General features: G+C 63.0%; 15 protein-coding genes. 5 read left to right on the forward strand and 10 right to left on the reverse strand.

From position 1 onward, the window contains the following. Positions 1-11: 11 nt before the first annotated feature. Both prpC and prpB read right to left on the reverse strand, forming a co-directional pair. Positions 12-1,175, reverse strand: coding sequence for a 2-methylcitrate synthase (prpC, locus tag MMS95_RS07850; RefSeq protein WP_004939298.1), 1,164 nt, complete (start codon positions 1,173-1,175; stop codon positions 12-14). 33 nt (positions 1,176-1,208) lie between these two features. Then, entirely contained in the window at positions 1,209-2,099 is an 891-nt protein-coding gene (gene prpB, locus MMS95_RS07855; protein WP_016928535.1) for a methylisocitrate lyase, read from the reverse strand. Positions 2,100-2,343: 244 nt separating this feature from the next. Here prpB and prpR point away from each other — a divergent pair, with 244 nt between their 5' ends. Then, a complete protein-coding gene (gene prpR / locus MMS95_RS07860; RefSeq protein WP_242141553.1) occupies positions 2,344-3,930 on the forward strand; it encodes a propionate catabolism operon regulatory protein PrpR in 1,587 nt (528 codons plus the stop codon). 3 nt (positions 3,931-3,933) lie between these two features. On the opposite strand, the gene MMS95_RS07865 is transcribed toward prpR, so the two are convergent. Continuing rightward, positions 3,934-4,842: a DMT family transporter gene (locus tag MMS95_RS07865; protein WP_033633771.1), complete on the reverse strand. Its 909-nt coding sequence runs from the start codon at positions 4,840-4,842 to the stop codon at positions 3,934-3,936. A gap of 136 nt (positions 4,843-4,978) precedes the next feature. Here MMS95_RS07865 and MMS95_RS07870 point away from each other — a divergent pair, with 136 nt between their 5' ends. Beyond that, positions 4,979-5,413, forward strand: a complete 435-nt coding sequence (locus MMS95_RS07870) for an Lrp/AsnC family transcriptional regulator (protein ID WP_004939311.1) — start codon at positions 4,979-4,981, stop codon at positions 5,411-5,413. On the opposite strand, the gene dinG is transcribed toward MMS95_RS07870, so the two are convergent. The 4 genes from dinG to MMS95_RS07890 form a co-directional block, all read right to left on the reverse strand. Continuing rightward, complete coding sequence (dinG, locus tag MMS95_RS07875) at positions 5,414-7,612, reverse strand: ATP-dependent DNA helicase DinG (protein WP_160125248.1); 2,199 nt, start codon at positions 7,610-7,612, stop codon at positions 5,414-5,416. A gap of 66 nt (positions 7,613-7,678) precedes the next feature. Continuing rightward, positions 7,679-8,071 carry a tautomerase family protein gene (locus tag MMS95_RS07880; RefSeq protein WP_015377136.1) on the reverse strand — a complete coding sequence of 131 codons (393 nt, stop codon included), beginning with the start codon at positions 8,069-8,071 and terminating at the stop codon, positions 7,679-7,681. After that, positions 8,061-8,393 (reverse strand): carboxymuconolactone decarboxylase family protein, encoded by a 333-nt coding sequence (locus MMS95_RS07885; RefSeq protein WP_242141554.1) that lies wholly within the window; start codon positions 8,391-8,393, stop codon positions 8,061-8,063. The genes MMS95_RS07880 and MMS95_RS07885 overlap by 11 nt, the downstream gene beginning before the upstream one ends. A 124-nt stretch (positions 8,394-8,517) precedes the next feature. Beyond that, positions 8,518-9,174, reverse strand: coding sequence for a glutathione S-transferase family protein (locus tag MMS95_RS07890; protein WP_015377134.1), 657 nt, complete (start codon positions 9,172-9,174; stop codon positions 8,518-8,520). 241 nt (positions 9,175-9,415) lie between these two features. Between MMS95_RS07890 and ompC the strand changes: the two genes are divergently transcribed. From ompC to MMS95_RS07905, 3 genes are all read left to right on the forward strand, one after another. Then, positions 9,416-10,513, forward strand: a complete 1,098-nt coding sequence (ompC, locus tag MMS95_RS07895) for a porin OmpC (RefSeq protein WP_004939326.1) — start codon at positions 9,416-9,418, stop codon at positions 10,511-10,513. A 179-nt stretch (positions 10,514-10,692) separates the two neighbouring features. Then, the gene (locus tag MMS95_RS07900; protein ID WP_082996952.1) at positions 10,693-11,544 is read left to right on the forward strand and encodes a GNAT family N-acetyltransferase; all 852 of its coding nucleotides are present in this window, start codon (positions 10,693-10,695) and stop codon (positions 11,542-11,544) included. Positions 11,545-11,561: 17 nt separating this feature from the next. Further along, positions 11,562-12,392: a 5'-nucleotidase, lipoprotein e(P4) family gene (locus MMS95_RS07905; protein ID WP_242141555.1), complete on the forward strand. Its 831-nt coding sequence runs from the start codon at positions 11,562-11,564 to the stop codon at positions 12,390-12,392. A gap of 3 nt (positions 12,393-12,395) precedes the next feature. Here the strand turns inward: MMS95_RS07905 and MMS95_RS07910 are convergent, their stop codons facing one another. The 3 genes from MMS95_RS07910 to MMS95_RS07920 all read right to left on the reverse strand — a co-directional run bounded on the left by MMS95_RS07910 (position 12,396) and on the right by MMS95_RS07920 (position 15,076). After that, a complete protein-coding gene (locus MMS95_RS07910; protein ID WP_242141556.1) occupies positions 12,396-12,914 on the reverse strand; it encodes a GNAT family N-acetyltransferase in 519 nt (172 codons plus the stop codon). A gap of 2 nt (positions 12,915-12,916) precedes the next feature. Next, on the reverse strand, positions 12,917-13,486 hold the full coding sequence (locus MMS95_RS07915; protein ID WP_015377131.1) for an XRE family transcriptional regulator: 570 nt from the start codon (positions 13,484-13,486) through the stop codon (positions 12,917-12,919). A 135-nt stretch (positions 13,487-13,621) separates the two neighbouring features. Beyond that, a complete protein-coding gene (locus tag MMS95_RS07920; protein ID WP_015377130.1) occupies positions 13,622-15,076 on the reverse strand; it encodes an MFS transporter in 1,455 nt (484 codons plus the stop codon). Positions 15,077-15,086 lie beyond the last annotated feature (10 nt).

Genomic DNA, 15,086 nt, shown 5'->3' on the forward strand with positions numbered 1-15,086 from the left:
ACGATCGGCGCTCAGCGCTGATCCAGCGGTACGAACGCCCGCGCTTCCGGCCCGGTATAGTTGGCGGACGGGCGAATGATTTTGTTGTCCTGCCGTTGCTCGATGATGTGCGCCGACCAGCCGCTCACCCGCGCCATGACAAACAGCGGTGTGAACATTTCGGTAGGCACCCCCAGCTGGTGGTAAGACACCGCCGAGAACCAGTCAAGGTTGGGGAACATGTTTTTGGTGTCGCGCATCACGCTTTCCAGCCGGTCGGCGATGTCATACAGCTTCATCGCGCCCGCTTCCTGCGACAGGCGCAGCGCGATCTCTTTGATCACCTGATGGCGCGGATCGGAGACGGTGTACACCGGGTGCCCGAAGCCGATCACCACCTCTTTGTTGTCGATGCGGCGGCGAATGTCGGCTTCCGCTTCGTCCGGCGTTTCATAGCGCTGTTGGATCTCCAGCGATACCTCGTTGGCGCCGCCGTGCTTCGGCCCGCGCAGCGCGCCAATGGCGCCGACGATCGCCGAATAGACGTCGGATCCGGTGCCGGCGATCACCCGGCCGGCGAAGGTCGAGGCGTTGAACTCATGCTCGGCGTACAGGATCAGTGACGCATGCATTGCCTGTTCCCAGCTGGCGGAAGGCGCTGCGCCGTGCAGCAGGTGCAGGAAGTGGCCGCCGATGGAATCGTCGTCGGTCTCCGGCTGAATGCGCTCGCCGTTGTGGCTGTAGTGATACCAATAGAGCAGCATCGATCCCAACGACGCCAGCAGCCGATCGGCGATGTCGCGCGCGCCGGCTGCGCCGTGCTGCTCTTTTTCGGGCAGGGTGCAGCCGAGGGCCGAAACGCCGGTGCGCATCACGTCCATCGGGTGAGACGCCGCCGGCAGCGCCTCCAGCACCGTGCGCACGCTGGCGGGCAGGCCGCGCAGCGCTTTGAGACGGTGTTTATAGGCCTGCAGCTCGTCGCGGTTGGGCAACTTGCCGTGGATCAGCAGATGGGCGACCTCTTCAAACTCGCAGTGGCGCGCGAGATCGAGAATGTCGTAACCGCGATAGTGCAGATCGTTGCCGCTGCGTCCTACGGAACACAGCGCGGTATTCCCGGCGGGCACGCCGGATAACGCCACGGATTTTTTCGGCTTAACGCCAGTCGGGCTTTGCGGGGGGATCGCTTGGCTCATACTGTCCTCATTTGGCTTCTGCGTGAATGGCGCTTATTCGTCGCGTTGGCGAGCGAACAGAGCGTCGAGTTTCTCTTCGAACAAATAGTAGTTGATGCTTTCATACAGCTCGTTGCGGGTCTGCATGGTGTCGATGACGCTTTTCTGCGTGCCCTCTTCGCGCAGGGCGCGGTACACCCGCTCCGCCGCCCGATTCATCGCCCGGAAGGCCGACAGCGGATACAGCGCCATATCCACCCGGGCGCTGCGCAGCTCGTCGGTGGTGAACAGCGGCGTCGCGCCGAATTCGGTGATGTTGGCGAGGATCGGCACCTGCGTCGCTTCGGCGAAGCGGCGGTACATGCCCAGTTCGGTGATCGCTTCCGGGAACAGCATGTCGGCCCCGGCCGCCACGTAAGCCTGAGCGCGCTCGATGGCCGCCTCCAGCCCCTCCACCGCCAGCGCATCGGTGCGCGCCATGATCACGAAGTCCGGATCGCTGCGCGCATCCACCGCCGCCTTGATGCGATCCACCATCTCTTCGGTGGAAACGATGGCCTTATTGGGCCGATGGCCGCAGCGCTTGGCGCCAACCTGATCTTCGATATGCAGCGCCGCCGCCCCGGCCTTGCTCACCGAGCGCACCGTGCGGGCGACGTTGAACGCCGATGCGCCGAAACCGCTGTCGACATCCACCAGCAGCGGCAGCGGGCAGACGTCGGTGATACGGCGAATATCGGTCAACACATCGTCCAGCGTCGAAATGCCCAGGTCCGGCAGCCCCAGCGAACCGGCCGCCACGCCGCCGCCGGAAAGATAGATGGCCTGGAACCCCGCCCGCTGGGCCAGCAGGGCATGGTTGGCGTTGATCGCGCCGGCGATTTGCAGGGGTTTCTCTTTACTCAGGGCCTGACGAAAGGCGAGCCCGGGTGAGCGCAGCGTCATGACGTTCTCTCCGATTAGCTAGATGGAACAGACAGAGCAAGGGGCGGGCCAGGTTGCACTTTGGCGGGGAAAAAATTAAAAGCGATAAAAATAAGTGAGTTATAAAATTCGCGTCGCCATTGGGCAGACCAAGCGATAAAAAACGTTTCAGTTAACGTTTCAATCGCGGTTTCACTCGGCATGTTTGAAACATGACTGAAACAAGGCTACACCTAATGCAGCCACTTTCATTCGGTAACCCACCATGAGCGATCACATCACGCCGTCCCGCACGCCGGACAAACCGGTGATCTGGACCGTCTCCATCACTCGCCTGTTCGATCTGTTCCGGGATATCAGCCTCGAGTTCGACCATCTGGCGGTCATCACCCCGATCCGCCTCGGCTTTGAGGAGGCGGTGCAGCATATCCGCGCTCGCCTGGCGACCGAGCCTTGCGACGCCATTATCGCCGCCGGCTCCAACGGCGCCTACCTGAAAAGCCGCCTGTCGGTGCCGGTCATTTTGGTCAAACCCGGCGGCTTCGACCTGCTGCAGGCGCTGAGCAAGGCGCGCAGAACCGCCGATCGAATCGGCGTCATCACCTACAAAACGCCGCTGCCCGCGCTGCTGGAGTTCCAGCAAACCTTCGATCTGCCGCTGGAGCAGCGCAGCTACGTCACCGAAGAGGACGCGCGCGGCCAGATCGCCGAGCTGAAAGCCGCCGGCATTCAGGCGGTGGTCGGCGCCGGCCTCATCAGCGATCTGGCGGAAGAGGCCGGGCTCACCGCCATTTTTCTCTATTCCGCCGCCACCCTGCGCGCCGCCTTCAGCGACGCGCTGGACGTGACGCGCCTGATGCTGGGCGGCGCCAAACGCGGCGGCGACTACGCCGCGCGCAATACCCTGCAGCCGCGCTATGGACTGAGCGATTTACAGGGCGATTCCCCGCAGATGGAGCAGACGCGGCGCACCATCATGCTGTACGCCCGATCGCCGGCGGCGGTGTTGATCGAAGGCGAAACCGGCACCGGCAAAGAGCTGGCGGCGCAGGCGATCCACCGCGAATACTTTTCCCGGCGCGGCGCGACGCCGCCGTTCGTCGCCATCAACTGCGGCGCCATCGCCGAATCGCTGCTGGAGGCGGAACTGTTCGGCTATGAGGAAGGCGCCTTTACCGGCTCACGGCGCGGCGGCCGACGCGGGCTGTTGGAAACCGCCAACGGCGGCACCCTGTTTCTGGATGAGATCGGCGAAATGCCGCTGCACCTGCAAACCCGGCTGCTGCGGGCGCTGGAAGAGAAAACCATCACGCGGGTCGGCGGGCAACAGCCGGTGGCGGTCGATTTTCGCGTTATCAGCGCCACCCACAATCGCCTGGAGCAGGCGATTCAACACGGCGATTTTCGCGCCGATCTGTTCTACCGTCTGAGCGCCCTGCGGCTGCAGCTGCCGCCGTTGCGGGCGCGTGGCGACGATATTGCGATGCTGGCGGAACACTTTCTGAAACAGTCGCTGGCGGCGCTCGACGTGCCGCTGACGGAGCCGCTGCGCACCGCCCTGGCCGGCTGTTACGCCGCACTGAGTCATTACGCCTGGCCCGGCAACCTGCGCGAGCTGCGCAACATGATGGAGCGGGTGGCGCTGATGCTGAGCACCGGCGCTGCGCCGAGCGGCGAGACCCTGCAGTGGCTGCTGCCGGAGCTGGCGGTGGCGCCGCCGCCCGAGACGCAGGCGGCGCCCGTCTCCGCCCACGAAGCCCTGGCGCGGTGCGGAGGCGACCACGCCGCCGCCGCCCGGTTGCTCGGGATCAGCCGCACCACTTTATGGCGCCGGCTGAAAAAACCGCGCTGAGCATCAGCCGGCGCGCCGGCCGTCCGAGGCCGGCAGCAGCCGCGCTCGCCGCTCGCCCAGCAGGTTCATGCCCGCCGCCGCCAGCAGGATGATCGCCGCGCCCAGCAGCTGCCACACAGACAGCCGGTGACCAAACGCCAGGCGATCCACCAGCATGGCGGCGATCGGGTAGATGAACGACAGCGAGCCGATCAGATTGGTGGGCAGCTTCTGCAGGGCGCCGTACATCAACACGTACATCAGGCCGGTGTGCAGCACGCCGAGCGTCGCCAACATCCCCCACTGCCCCACGCTGGCCGAAACGTGGAAATCCACCAGCGGCAACAGCATCACCGCCCCCACCGTCACCTGGATCAGCGCAATAAGATGCGGCGGCGTGCCCTTCAGCCGCTTGGCCGCCAGCGCCATCAGGGCGTAGAAAAACGCCGCGCCGAGCGCCAGCGCGATGCCCGCCAGATAATGACTCTGCTCCCCCGCCTGCCGCGGCTGCGCCAGCACCACCAGCATCATGCCGCCGAACGCCAGCCCCAGCCACAGCAGCTTGCGGGCGGTCAGCCGTTCCCCCAGAAACAGCGCCCCCAGCCCCACCAGCATAAACGGCTGGGTGTTGTACACCGCGGTAGCGATGGAGATAGACGCATAGGAATAGGCGGCGAACAGCAGCAGCCAGTTGATCACCAGCGCGACGCCGCCGGCGATCGCCAGCAGCAGCGTGGCGCGCGTCAGCGCATCGCGTCGCAGCTGCCCCAATACGCCGCACACCGCCAGCAGCGTCAGCGCGCCTACCGCGCAGCGCCAAAACACCACGTTGATAACCGGCTGGCCGGACATCAACACAAACCAGCCAATAGAGCCGGAAATCAACATCGCCGCCGCCATCTCCAGCGATCCGCGTTTTATCTCTGCATTCATTCTGCGTTCCTCGAAGCTTGCCCAGAGACATAGCTTGCGGCTTCGCCGGGCGGCTTTCCATAGCATAAAAAAGGCAGATATGCTTAACTGCCTTTTTCTCGCAGCTATAATAAATAAAATACCTAACGGAGGCGTTATGGATGATATCGATCGCCAAATCCTGACCATTCTGGCGGACGATGCGCGCGCATCGTTGAAGACGCTGAGCGCGCAGGTGGGCCTGTCGTCGCCGAGCACGTCGGAAAGACTGCGACGGCTGGAGGAAAGCGGCGTGATCCAGGGCTATACCCTGAACGTCAATCTGCAGGCGGTGGGCTACGCCTTCGAGTCGCTGGTGCGCATCAAGCCGCTGCCGGGCATGCTGAAGAAGGTCGAGCAGCTGATTCAGGCGATCCCGGAAGTGGTCGAATGCGATAAGGTGACCGGCGAAGACTGCTTTATCGTGCGGCTGGTGGCGCACTCGATGGAACAGCTCGACCACACCCTCGATCGGCTGGCCGAGCATGCGCAGAGCAACACCTCGATCGTGAAAACCACGCCGGTCAAGCGCCGCCTGCCGCCGCTGCTTTGATTAACGCCGCCGCTTGCGGGCGAACGGGTTGCCGCGCTTCTTCTCTTTTTTGGCCGCGTCGGCGGCGGATTTCAGCGCCGCCAGATGCGCCTTGTCGGCCTCCGGCACCGTGCGCTGCTCGATCGGGAACACCGGCAGCGACGCCAACAGCCGCGAACCGTAATTTTTGGTCAGCAACCGGCGATCGTAGATCACGATCTCGCCGTAGCATTGGTTGCTGCGGATCAGACGGCCGACCTGCTGGATCAGGTTGAACGAGGCGCTCGGCAGGCTCTGCACTTCGAACGGATAGCGCTTCAGCGATTTCAGCCACTCGCCTTCGGTGATGATCACCGGGCTGTCGATCGGCGGGAACGCGATTTTGTGAATATGCACCTGGGTCAACAGTTCGCCTTTCAAATCCAGCCCTTCGGCGAACGATTGCAGCCCCACCAGCACGCTGGCGACGCCCTTCTCCACCCGCTTGCGGTGCTCTTCCACCAGCCGGTAGCGCGGCTGGTCACCCTGCACCAGCAGCATCAGCCGCAGATCGGTCACGTAGCTGAGGAAAGTCTGCATCGCCCGGTGGCTGCTGAACAGGATCAGCATGCCTTTGTGCTTGCCGCTCGCCTGCTCGGCGCGGAAAAACCGCGCCATTTCCTCAAGGTGCTCCGCCTCATTGGCGAGCGCCGGTTCGTAGCGCATCTGCGGAATGACAATCTTGCCCTGTTCGACGTGATTGAACGGCGATGAGAGCGTTTCGAAGCGATCGCCGGCCTTCTCGCTCAGCCCGCTCATCTCCTGCAAACGCGCGAAGCTGTTCAGTGAACGCAGCGTGGCCGAGGTGACCACCACGTGCGGCACCTTGCGCCACAGCAGCTTCTCCAGCTGATCGCTGACGCGGATGCCGACGCAGTGCAAATACAGATGGGTGACGTTATCGCGCAGTTCGCGCGTGACCCATTTGGAGATCGGCGCGTTGGACGACTTGTCGAGCGCCGCCAGCCGCCACAGCTTGCTCATCGCTTCCAGATAGCCCAGCGTGCGGCTCATCTGCAGGATGGCGCGGTGCAGGCGCATGATGTCGTGCTTGCCGGTCTGCTCAGTAAGATCGTTAAGCACGAACTCCGCCAGCCCGCGCAATGCATCGGTCAGTTTAAACAGCCGCGCGCAGCTCTCCACCATCTCCGCCGGCAGCTCGCCCATTTCAAAACGGTGCTCGGCGGCCACGCTGTCGCCGGGCAGGTAGGCGCTGACCTGATGCTCGAAGATCTGCACCAGTTCGCGCAGCTCCTCGCAATGGTTTTTCAGCCGTTCGCTGTTGGCCAGCCCCGGCGGATTCTTCGGCCGGTACTGCGTCATGCACTGTTCGACCTGGCGCACGATCATGTCCAGCTGCAGGTTGGTCGACAGCGCGGTGATTTCGCCGTCGATCTCCAGCGCGTCGCGCGCCACCTCCGGCAAATGGTGGCCTTCGTCCAGCACCAGCAGCAACTCTTTCGGGTTCGGCAGCACCGATTCCGTCTCCAGCGCCGCCATCACCAGCGCGTGGTTGGCCACCACCACGTCGGCGCTCTCGATCTCTTTGCGGGCGATATAGAACGGGCATTCGCGAATGTAGTGACAGTTGCGCCCCAGGCAGTTGGCCTTGTCGGTGCTCAGCTTGGCCCACAGCGGATCGTCGATGCTCTGCTGATAGTGATCGCGCAGCCCATCCCACTCAAAGCGGGCCAGCGCCTTGGTCAGTTTCTGGCACAGCGCCTGCTCTTCGCCGCTGGACGGCGCCAGCTCGTCGTCGAGGAACAGCGTCAGATCGCCCTGTTGACTGACGTCGGTGCTCATCGCCGCCAGGTTGCGCGGGCAGACGTAACGCCCGCGGCCAAAGGCGCCGGTAAATTTCAGATCGGGGATAATCTTCTTCAGCAGCGGCAAATCCTTGCTGTAAATCTGATCCTGCAGCGCCACGTTGGCGGTGCTCACCACCAGCGGCTTGCTCTCCGCCCGCCCGACGGCGATGCCCGGGATCAGGTAAGACAGCGTTTTGCCGACGCCGGTCGGCGCCTCGATCGCCAGATGGCGCGGGTAGTCGCCGGCCAGCGTCTTGGCCACCTCGGCGATCATCTGGCGCTGGGGCGCGCGGGAAATAAAATCCGGTATTTGCTGCTGCAGGGCTTTGTACCACTGGCCAATCTGATCTTTAACTGCGGAGGAGAGCGCCATTCAACTCTTATCTAAACGAAATGATGGCGCTATTGTCCCACAGACCGCCGACGACGTCAGCCCGAGTTACGTCTGCGGATCGATCATTGAGGCGCGCCCGCCGCCGAATGACCACTCGTCCAACTGGGTGGTGGCGATCACCACCATCACATCCTCGGGGTTCAGCCGCAGGTTTTCCGCCAGCAGCGCCGCCAGCCGCCCGTAGAAGCGCCGCTTGGTGTCGCTGTCGCGCGGCCGCCCGGCGGTGATGTAAAACAGCACGAAATCCGCGCTGCGCGGCCCACCGAGATAGTCGCGATCGTAGATAAGCTCGCCGGGGCGGTATTGATCGATCGCCTGAAACCTGTCCGCCGGCGGCACCTCGAAGGCCTCCACCAGCGCCTGATGCAGGCTGTCGGACAAGGTTTGCAGATAGTCGGCAGACTTGCCCTGATGTAGGGCGATGCGGCTAAACGGCATGGGGCACCTCCGGTTCCAGCTCGCGCAGGCGCGCCACGGCCGACGCCGCCGCGGGCCAGCCGGCGTAAAACGCCAGGTGGGTGATGAGCTCCGCCAATTGCGGGCGATCGACACCGTTGCGCTGCGCCAGCTGCAGATGAAACGGCAGTTGCTCCAGGCGGTTGAGCGCCACCAGCGCGGCGACGGTGATCAGGCTGCGCTCGCGCGGGCTCAGCTCTGGCCGCTGCCAGACATCGTCAAACAAGACGCTGTCGCTGAGCTGCGCCAGCTTGGGGGCGATCTCGCCGAACGCCTGTTGCCCGGCCTGGGATTTTGATGGCATCACACTCTCCTGTCAGTTGCGGATAGCCTTACGCTACCCGCCGCCGAGGCGAGTGAAAATCGGGATTTTCGGCACTCTCGGTTCAGAAAAACGGGAGGGTTCCCCGCCAGGCGGCGGGGCGATTTCACGGTTCCAGCGAGGCAACGCCGTCGAAATGGGCGCTCAGCAGCGCATTCAGCTCCGGCCGCCGCTCCACCCGTTCGGCAATGGCGTAAAGCCGCGGGCAGTGTTGCCGGAACCACGCGCGGCCCGGCCGCCAGTTGCACATTACCGCCACGTACAGATCCAACGCGCTGAAGCTCTTGCCGAGAAACCACGGGCCAGACGCCCCTGCGGCGGCGTTCAACTGCCGCAATAAACGCTCACGATAATCCATTACCGCGTTTTTCAGCTGTTCCGCCCCTGCCGCCTGCGGCTGCCAGCGCTGCGGATGGTCGGCATAGGTGAAGGTGGGGTAAATCTCCGCGTTGATGAACAGCAGCCAGCGCAGAAAACGCGGCAACAGCGGCGAACCGCCGGGCGGCGCCAGCTCGGCATGCGGCGCGCGATCGTGCAGCAGCAGGATAATCGCCGCACTCTCCGTCATCACTTCGTCATTGGGCAACACTAAGGTGGGCACCTGACCCAGCGGGTTCAGCGCCAACAGGCGATCGCGCTCCGGGCCGTCCTGCGTGTAATCCACCTCCTCATAGCCCCAGGGGAAAGCGGTCAACGCCAACGCGGCGGCCACGATGGTCGAACCGCAGCCCTGCGTACCGAACAAAGTATAAGTATCGTGCATGATTCCTCCCGCAGCGGAACAAGGTATCGGTAACTGTAGACCAGCCGCCGACCATCGGCTGAAGAAAAAATTCACCCTTTGCGCGACTTTTTTAATCGTTCGACATGAAAATGAATTTTTTGTCATAAATAGATCACATTACTACGGTAAAAATTCTCCGCCGCCAACAATCAGGCGGCACAGTAAAACAGCAATGCAACTGATGATAAGCGTCTTTCAATCGAATAAAGCAGGGTAACCCATGAAACGTAATCTTCTGGCCGTTATTATTCCGGCACTTTTACTTGCGCAAGCGGCACAGGCAGCAGAAATCTACAATAAAGACGGCAACAAACTCGATTTTTACGGCCGTGTGAAAGCCCTGCATTATTTCTCTGATGATGCCGGCAATGATGGTGATAAAACCTACGTCCGTATCGGCTTTAAAGGCGCGACTCAGATTAACGATATGCTGACCGGCTATGGCCAGTGGGAATATCAGATCGCCGCCAACCATTCTGAATCCGACGGCACCAAAGACACCAAAACGCGTCTGGGCTTCGCCGGTCTGAAATATAAGGACCTCGGCTCCTTCGACTACGGTCGCAACTACGGCATCATTTACGACGTTGGCGCCTGGACGGATATGATCCCTGAATTCGGCGACGATGCTTATATCAAGACCGACAACTTTATGAACGGCCGTACCAATGGCGTCGCCACCTACCGTAATAACAACTTCTTCGGTCTGGTTGACGGCCTGAAATTTGCCGTGCAGTACCAGGGCAAGAACGAAAACGACGGCCGCTCCGCCAGCAAGGCGAACGGCGACGGCTGGGGTCTCTCCTCCAGCTATGAAATCATTGACGGCCTGAGCGTGGGCGCCGCCTATGCCTCTTCCAACCGCACCGCCACGCAAAAGGCGGGCACCTTCGGTAAAGGCGACAAGGCCGATATCTGGGCCGGCGGTCTGAAATACGACAACAACAATGTCTACCTGGCCGCGACTTATTCGCAGAGCCGCAATATCGCGCCTATTTCCGGCACCGCCACCATCAATAATAACTCGACCTCCGTTAGCGGCTTCGCCAATAAAGCGGAAGGGATTGAATTGGTCGCGCAATATCAGTTCGACTTCGGTCTTCGCCCATCGCTGGGTTACGTTCAGCAGAAAGGCAAAGATATTGAAGGCATCGGCGACGTCGATCTGGTGAAATATTTCGACGTGGCGGCGACCTATTACTTCAACAAAAACATGTCCACTTATGTCGAATATAAAATCAACCAGCTTGATGACGACAACAAGCTGGGTCTGAAAAACGACGACGTCGTTGTTGTCGCCCTGACCTACCAGTTCTGATGTGATGAATGAATAACCACCACTGCAAACTTTAGCGTCACTTGATACCCAGAGTTTTATTTCGCCGGGCGGCTGCGTCCGGCTTTTTTGTTTTTATTTTCCCCGCCGGCGAATCCCCCCGCTTGCCTTGCAAAACAAACGGGTCTACATGTATAGCTTTCCCCCGAGCGGAATCAGCCATGCATAACGACGGACGCTTCGACTACCACAACGCCTTGCGCTACAGCAGCGACGAACTGGCCAACATCCTCAACCACTGTTTTGAAAACTACATCGTGCGTTTCGTGCTCGACGGGCCGACCTTCGCCGCCCGCTTCGGCGCCGAAGATCTCAGCCTGAACGACAGCCTGATCGTCACCCACCGCCATGAACCGGTGGCGGTGGCGCTGATCGCCCGCCGCGGCCAGCACAGCCGGGTTGCGGCCTTTTCCGTGCGCCCGGAGATGCGCGGTCAGGGGCTGGGCAAGGCGCTGATGCAGCGGCTGGTGGCGGATGCCCGCCAGCGCGGCGACCGTCGGCTGTCGCTGGAGGTGATCGAAGGCAACGAAGCCGCGCTGGCGCTGTACCACCGCGCCGGGCTGCGCATCGTGCGCACCCTGACCGGCCATCAGGCGCCGGCGGAAGTGCCGCCAGGCACGGCGGCGCTGCAGGCGGTCGATCCGCTGACCGTCAGCCATCGCCTGACGGCGGAAGGCGCCACCGATCTGCCCTGGTTGATCGCTCCCGAATCGCTGTTCAAGCTGCCGGGCACACCGCAAGCCTATACGCTCAATCGTCAGGCCTACGCCGTGGTGATGCCCGGCGCCGAGCACTGCTGGCTGCGCCTGATCTACGTGCCGCCGCAGCACCGCGGCCAGGGGCATGCCCGCGCCTTGCTGGCCGCCCTGCAAGCGCAGTTCGCCCCTTTGCCGCTGACCGCCAACGTTTTTGTGCCCGAGGTGGCCGCCCCCTTCTTTACGCATCTTGGCTGGCGGCAGGATCCCCTGCGCCAGTTCGAGATGGATATGCTGCTGGACAGCCCACAAAAATAAAACCGGGAGAGATAACGATGGCAGGAAAACAGGCAAGGAAACTCACCCTCGGCGCGGCGGTTGGCATCGCGCTGCTGACGTTGGCCGGTTGCGCGCAGCCGCCGCACACCGACGCCCAAGCCCAGCAGCGGCTGGCGGATCAGTCGGTGCTGGCGGTGAACTGGTTCCAACAGTCCGGTGAATACCAGGCGCTGGCCCACCAAGCGTTCAACAGCGCGCAACGCGCCTTCGATCGGGCCAGGGCCGCGCCGGGCCGCAAAAAGGCGGTAGTGGTCGATCTGGATGAAACCATGCTGGACAACAGCGCCTACTCCGCCTGGCAGGCGCAGCAGGGCCAGCCGTATGACGGCGCCACCTGGGCCCAATGGACGCAGGCCGAACAGGCCGGCGCGGTGCCGGGGGCAGTGTCGTTCGCCCGCTACGTTAACGCCCACCAGGGGACGATGTTCTACGTCTCGAACCGCAAGCAGAGCGAATACGCCGCCACGGTGGCCAACATGCAGAAGCTCGGTTTCACCGGCATGTCGGATAAAACCGTCTTGCTCAGTACCGACACGTCCAATAAGCAGGCGCGCTTCGACGCCATCAAACAAGCCGGCTATGACATCGTGGTGTACGCGGGCGACAACCTGAACGACTTCGGCGCCGCGACCTACCACCAGGATAATGCGCAGCGCCGGGCGTTTGTCAGCGAGAACCAGAACAAATTCGGCACCGAATTCATCGTGCTGCCCAACCCGCTGTACGGCGATTGGGAGAGCGGCCTGGCTCGCGACTACAACAAGCTGACGCCGCAACAGAAGCTGCAGGTGCGCCAACAGGCGATCAAGGCCTGGCGCGGGCGCTAAGCCTCACAGCAGTTTGTACATATAGCAGGTGGCCTCCAACGCCCCGCCGTCGCTGGCGCGGGCGTATTGCGGGATGTCCCCCGCCGCCTCGAACCCCAATTGGCGGTACAGCCCCTGCGCCGCGCTGCCGCTCAGGGTGTCCAGCACCAACAGGCTGCGTTGATGGCGCGCCGCCAGCGCCTGCACTTCCTGCATCAACAGCCGGGCAACGCCCTGCCGCCGCGCCTGCGGGTGCACCATCAGCTTGACCACTTCCGCCCGGTGGCGGCCGTTGTCCGGCATCGCCAACAGCAGCTGCACGGTGCCGACCGGCCGGCTGTTCGCGAGCGCCACCAGCATCGCACGCTCTCCCCGCGCGATAGCCGGCAGCACCCCCAGCCAAAATGCCTGCGCCTGCGTCAGCGTAAAAGGCATGACAAAACCGATGCTGGCGCCGTGCGCCACGCTGGCGTGCAGCATCTCGGCCAATTCGGCAATGGCGCTTTGCGCCGCGCCGGCGTCCCACTGTTGCAATTCAATCATGGCTATGGCCTACAGATAACGAGCGTGTAATGAGCCGGCTCATCGCCGGGGACATGGAAACGGGAGGCGCCGAACAGGCGGTAGCGCAGGCAGTCGCCGGCCGACAGCCGGAAAACGCGCCCTTCCAGGGTCAATTCCAACTGCCCGGACAGCAACCAGAGGTGATGTTCCAGCGCCGGAATCGACGGCAGGTCGTAATCAATCTGCGCGCCGGCATCGAGCCGGGCTTCGATAAACTCGGCCTTATACAGCGCGGCGGGTGGGGAAACGGAGCGACGGTGAAAACCGCTGGCGCGATCGACCCAAACCGGTTGCTGCTGCGGCCGCAGCAGCTCCGGCGGCTCGTCTTCGATTTCGCTCAACAGGCGCGACATGGTCAACCCATAGGCGGCGCACAGCCGGTTCAGCAACGACGCCGTCGGGCTGGTCTCGGCGCGCTCCACCCGCGAGAGCGTCGCCCGGCTAAGACCGGTGCGCTGCGCCAATTCCTCCAGCGACCACGCTCGCTGCTGGCGCAAATCCGCCAGCCGCTGCGCCAACCTCAGGTCGGCAGTCTCCAAACCGTTATCCACCGCTCACACTCCGCTTGAAAATCCCATATAAGAGAAATAATCTCAAATTAGAGATATAGCAAGCGGATTTTAAAAAATATCGCGCAGGAAGAACGCCAGGATCACCGCAAACATCGCCGAATGAGGAGAAGCGTTCTAGCACTCGCGCGAGGGCGGAGTTTGTACAAAATTGCCCGTCTCTGCGCCCGGCGGCGCGATCGCGGCGCAGCGCCAGGCGCTGAATACCGCCAGCAGCGGCGCCAGCGCGAACGCCAGGAACAGCCAACGCGCCGCCGATGCCGCGCCCGCCGCGCCGCCCGGATCGTTCAGCCCCGCCAGATTGGCGATCATCCCGGCCAGCGCCGCGCCGAATGCGGTGGCGAACAGCTGCACCGTGGTAATTGAAGCGCCGGCGATATCTTTGTCCGCTTCAGGCGCCACCTGCAAAATGCGCGTCAGCAGATGCGGCCAACCGAAGCCGATGCCGAACCCTACCAGCGACAATGCGATAACGATCGGCGTCAGCGCCTGCCAGTCACCGCCGGAGGGCGTCGGCATCAGGATCGCCAGCGCCAGCAGGCCCACCAGCACGAACAGCGGCCCGCTGACGATCGCCCGGCGAATGCCCGCCCCGCGCCAGCCGGAGCTGAGGATTTCGGACAACGTCCAACCGGCGGCCATGGTGGCGGCGATATAGCCGGAGATCAGTGGCGACTGGCCGTGCAACAGCTGCAGGAAATAGGGCACGAAGATTTCGCTGGTCATGCCGATCACCAGCAACGAGACCGTAATATAGAGCGCCGCCAGCGATGAGCCGCGCCGCAGCGAGCCATGCGGCAACAGGCGCGCGCGTGCGTGCGCCTCGCGCTTCATCAGCCAGGCCATCAGCACCAGCGAAAGCGCGATGCCCGCCAGATTGATCCAGACGCTGTGCGCCAGGCTGCCGGCGGACACCACCAGCACCGCCACGGTCAGCAACAGCAGTTGCGCAGTCGGCAACGGCGCGGCCGCCTGCTGCGCCTTGCCTTTGGGCAGGATCAGGAAGGTAAACGCAGCGTACAGCGCCATGATCGGCAGCAGAATGCCGAAGGCCCAACGCCAGGCGTGCAGCTCGGCAAAAATGCCGCCCACCGCCGGCCCCACCAGGGTGGCGATGCCCCACATCGCCGAGATAAGCGCCATGGCGCGCGGCCACAATCGCTGCTCGAACACCAGGTTGATCATCGCGTAGGAGAGCGCAAAGATCAGCCCGCCGCCGAAGCCCTGCACCGTGCGGCCGATCAGCATCACCGGCATGCTCGGCGCCAGCGCGCACAGCGCCGCCCCGACGATAAAGAACAGCGAAGCCACCAGATAGGCGCTGCGTGCGCCATAGCCGCTGAGCAACCGGGCCGACAGCGCGGAGCCGAGGATCGACGCCACCACGAACAGCGTGGTGTTCCAGGCATAGAGATCCAGCCCGCCGATATCCTGCACCACCGAGGGCAGAATGGTGGTGGCGACCAGAATATTGATGGCATGCAGCGCCACGCCGAGCGAAAGCGCGATCGCACTGGCCGCATTTTTGCCGGAGAAAAGGTCGCTCCAGCGGCTGTCGTCATGGGTTATCACGGTTGTCGTC

Origin of the sequence: Serratia sp. PGPR-27, from assembly GCF_022678525.1 — a bacterium.
GTDB classification, from domain to species: Bacteria; Pseudomonadota; Gammaproteobacteria; order Enterobacterales; family Enterobacteriaceae; genus Serratia; species Serratia nematodiphila.

Excerpts from the sequence above, each read along its gene's own strand:
- prpC (WP_004939298.1), bottom strand. The coding sequence starts at position 1,175 with ATGAGCCAAGCGATCCCCCCGCAAAGCCCGACTGGCGTTAAGCCGAAA.
- prpB (WP_016928535.1), bottom strand. The coding sequence starts at position 2,099 with ATGACGCTGCGCTCACCCGGGCTCGCCTTTCGTCAGGCCCTGAGTAAA.
- prpR (WP_242141553.1), top strand. The coding sequence starts at position 2,344 with ATGAGCGATCACATCACGCCGTCCCGCACGCCGGACAAACCGGTGATC.
- MMS95_RS07865 (WP_033633771.1), bottom strand. The coding sequence starts at position 4,842 with ATGAATGCAGAGATAAAACGCGGATCGCTGGAGATGGCGGCGGCGATG.
- MMS95_RS07870 (WP_004939311.1), top strand. The coding sequence starts at position 4,979 with ATGGATGATATCGATCGCCAAATCCTGACCATTCTGGCGGACGATGCG.
- dinG (WP_160125248.1), bottom strand. The coding sequence starts at position 7,612 with ATGGCGCTCTCCTCCGCAGTTAAAGATCAGATTGGCCAGTGGTACAAA.
- MMS95_RS07880 (WP_015377136.1), bottom strand. The coding sequence starts at position 8,071 with ATGCCGTTTAGCCGCATCGCCCTACATCAGGGCAAGTCTGCCGACTAT.
- MMS95_RS07885 (WP_242141554.1), bottom strand. The coding sequence starts at position 8,393 with ATGCCATCAAAATCCCAGGCCGGGCAACAGGCGTTCGGCGAGATCGCC.
- MMS95_RS07890 (WP_015377134.1), bottom strand. The coding sequence starts at position 9,174 with ATGCACGATACTTATACTTTGTTCGGTACGCAGGGCTGCGGTTCGACC.
- ompC (WP_004939326.1), top strand. The coding sequence starts at position 9,416 with ATGAAACGTAATCTTCTGGCCGTTATTATTCCGGCACTTTTACTTGCG.
- MMS95_RS07900 (WP_082996952.1), top strand. The coding sequence starts at position 10,693 with ATGCATAACGACGGACGCTTCGACTACCACAACGCCTTGCGCTACAGC.
- MMS95_RS07905 (WP_242141555.1), top strand. The coding sequence starts at position 11,562 with ATGGCAGGAAAACAGGCAAGGAAACTCACCCTCGGCGCGGCGGTTGGC.
- MMS95_RS07910 (WP_242141556.1), bottom strand. The coding sequence starts at position 12,914 with ATGATTGAATTGCAACAGTGGGACGCCGGCGCGGCGCAAAGCGCCATT.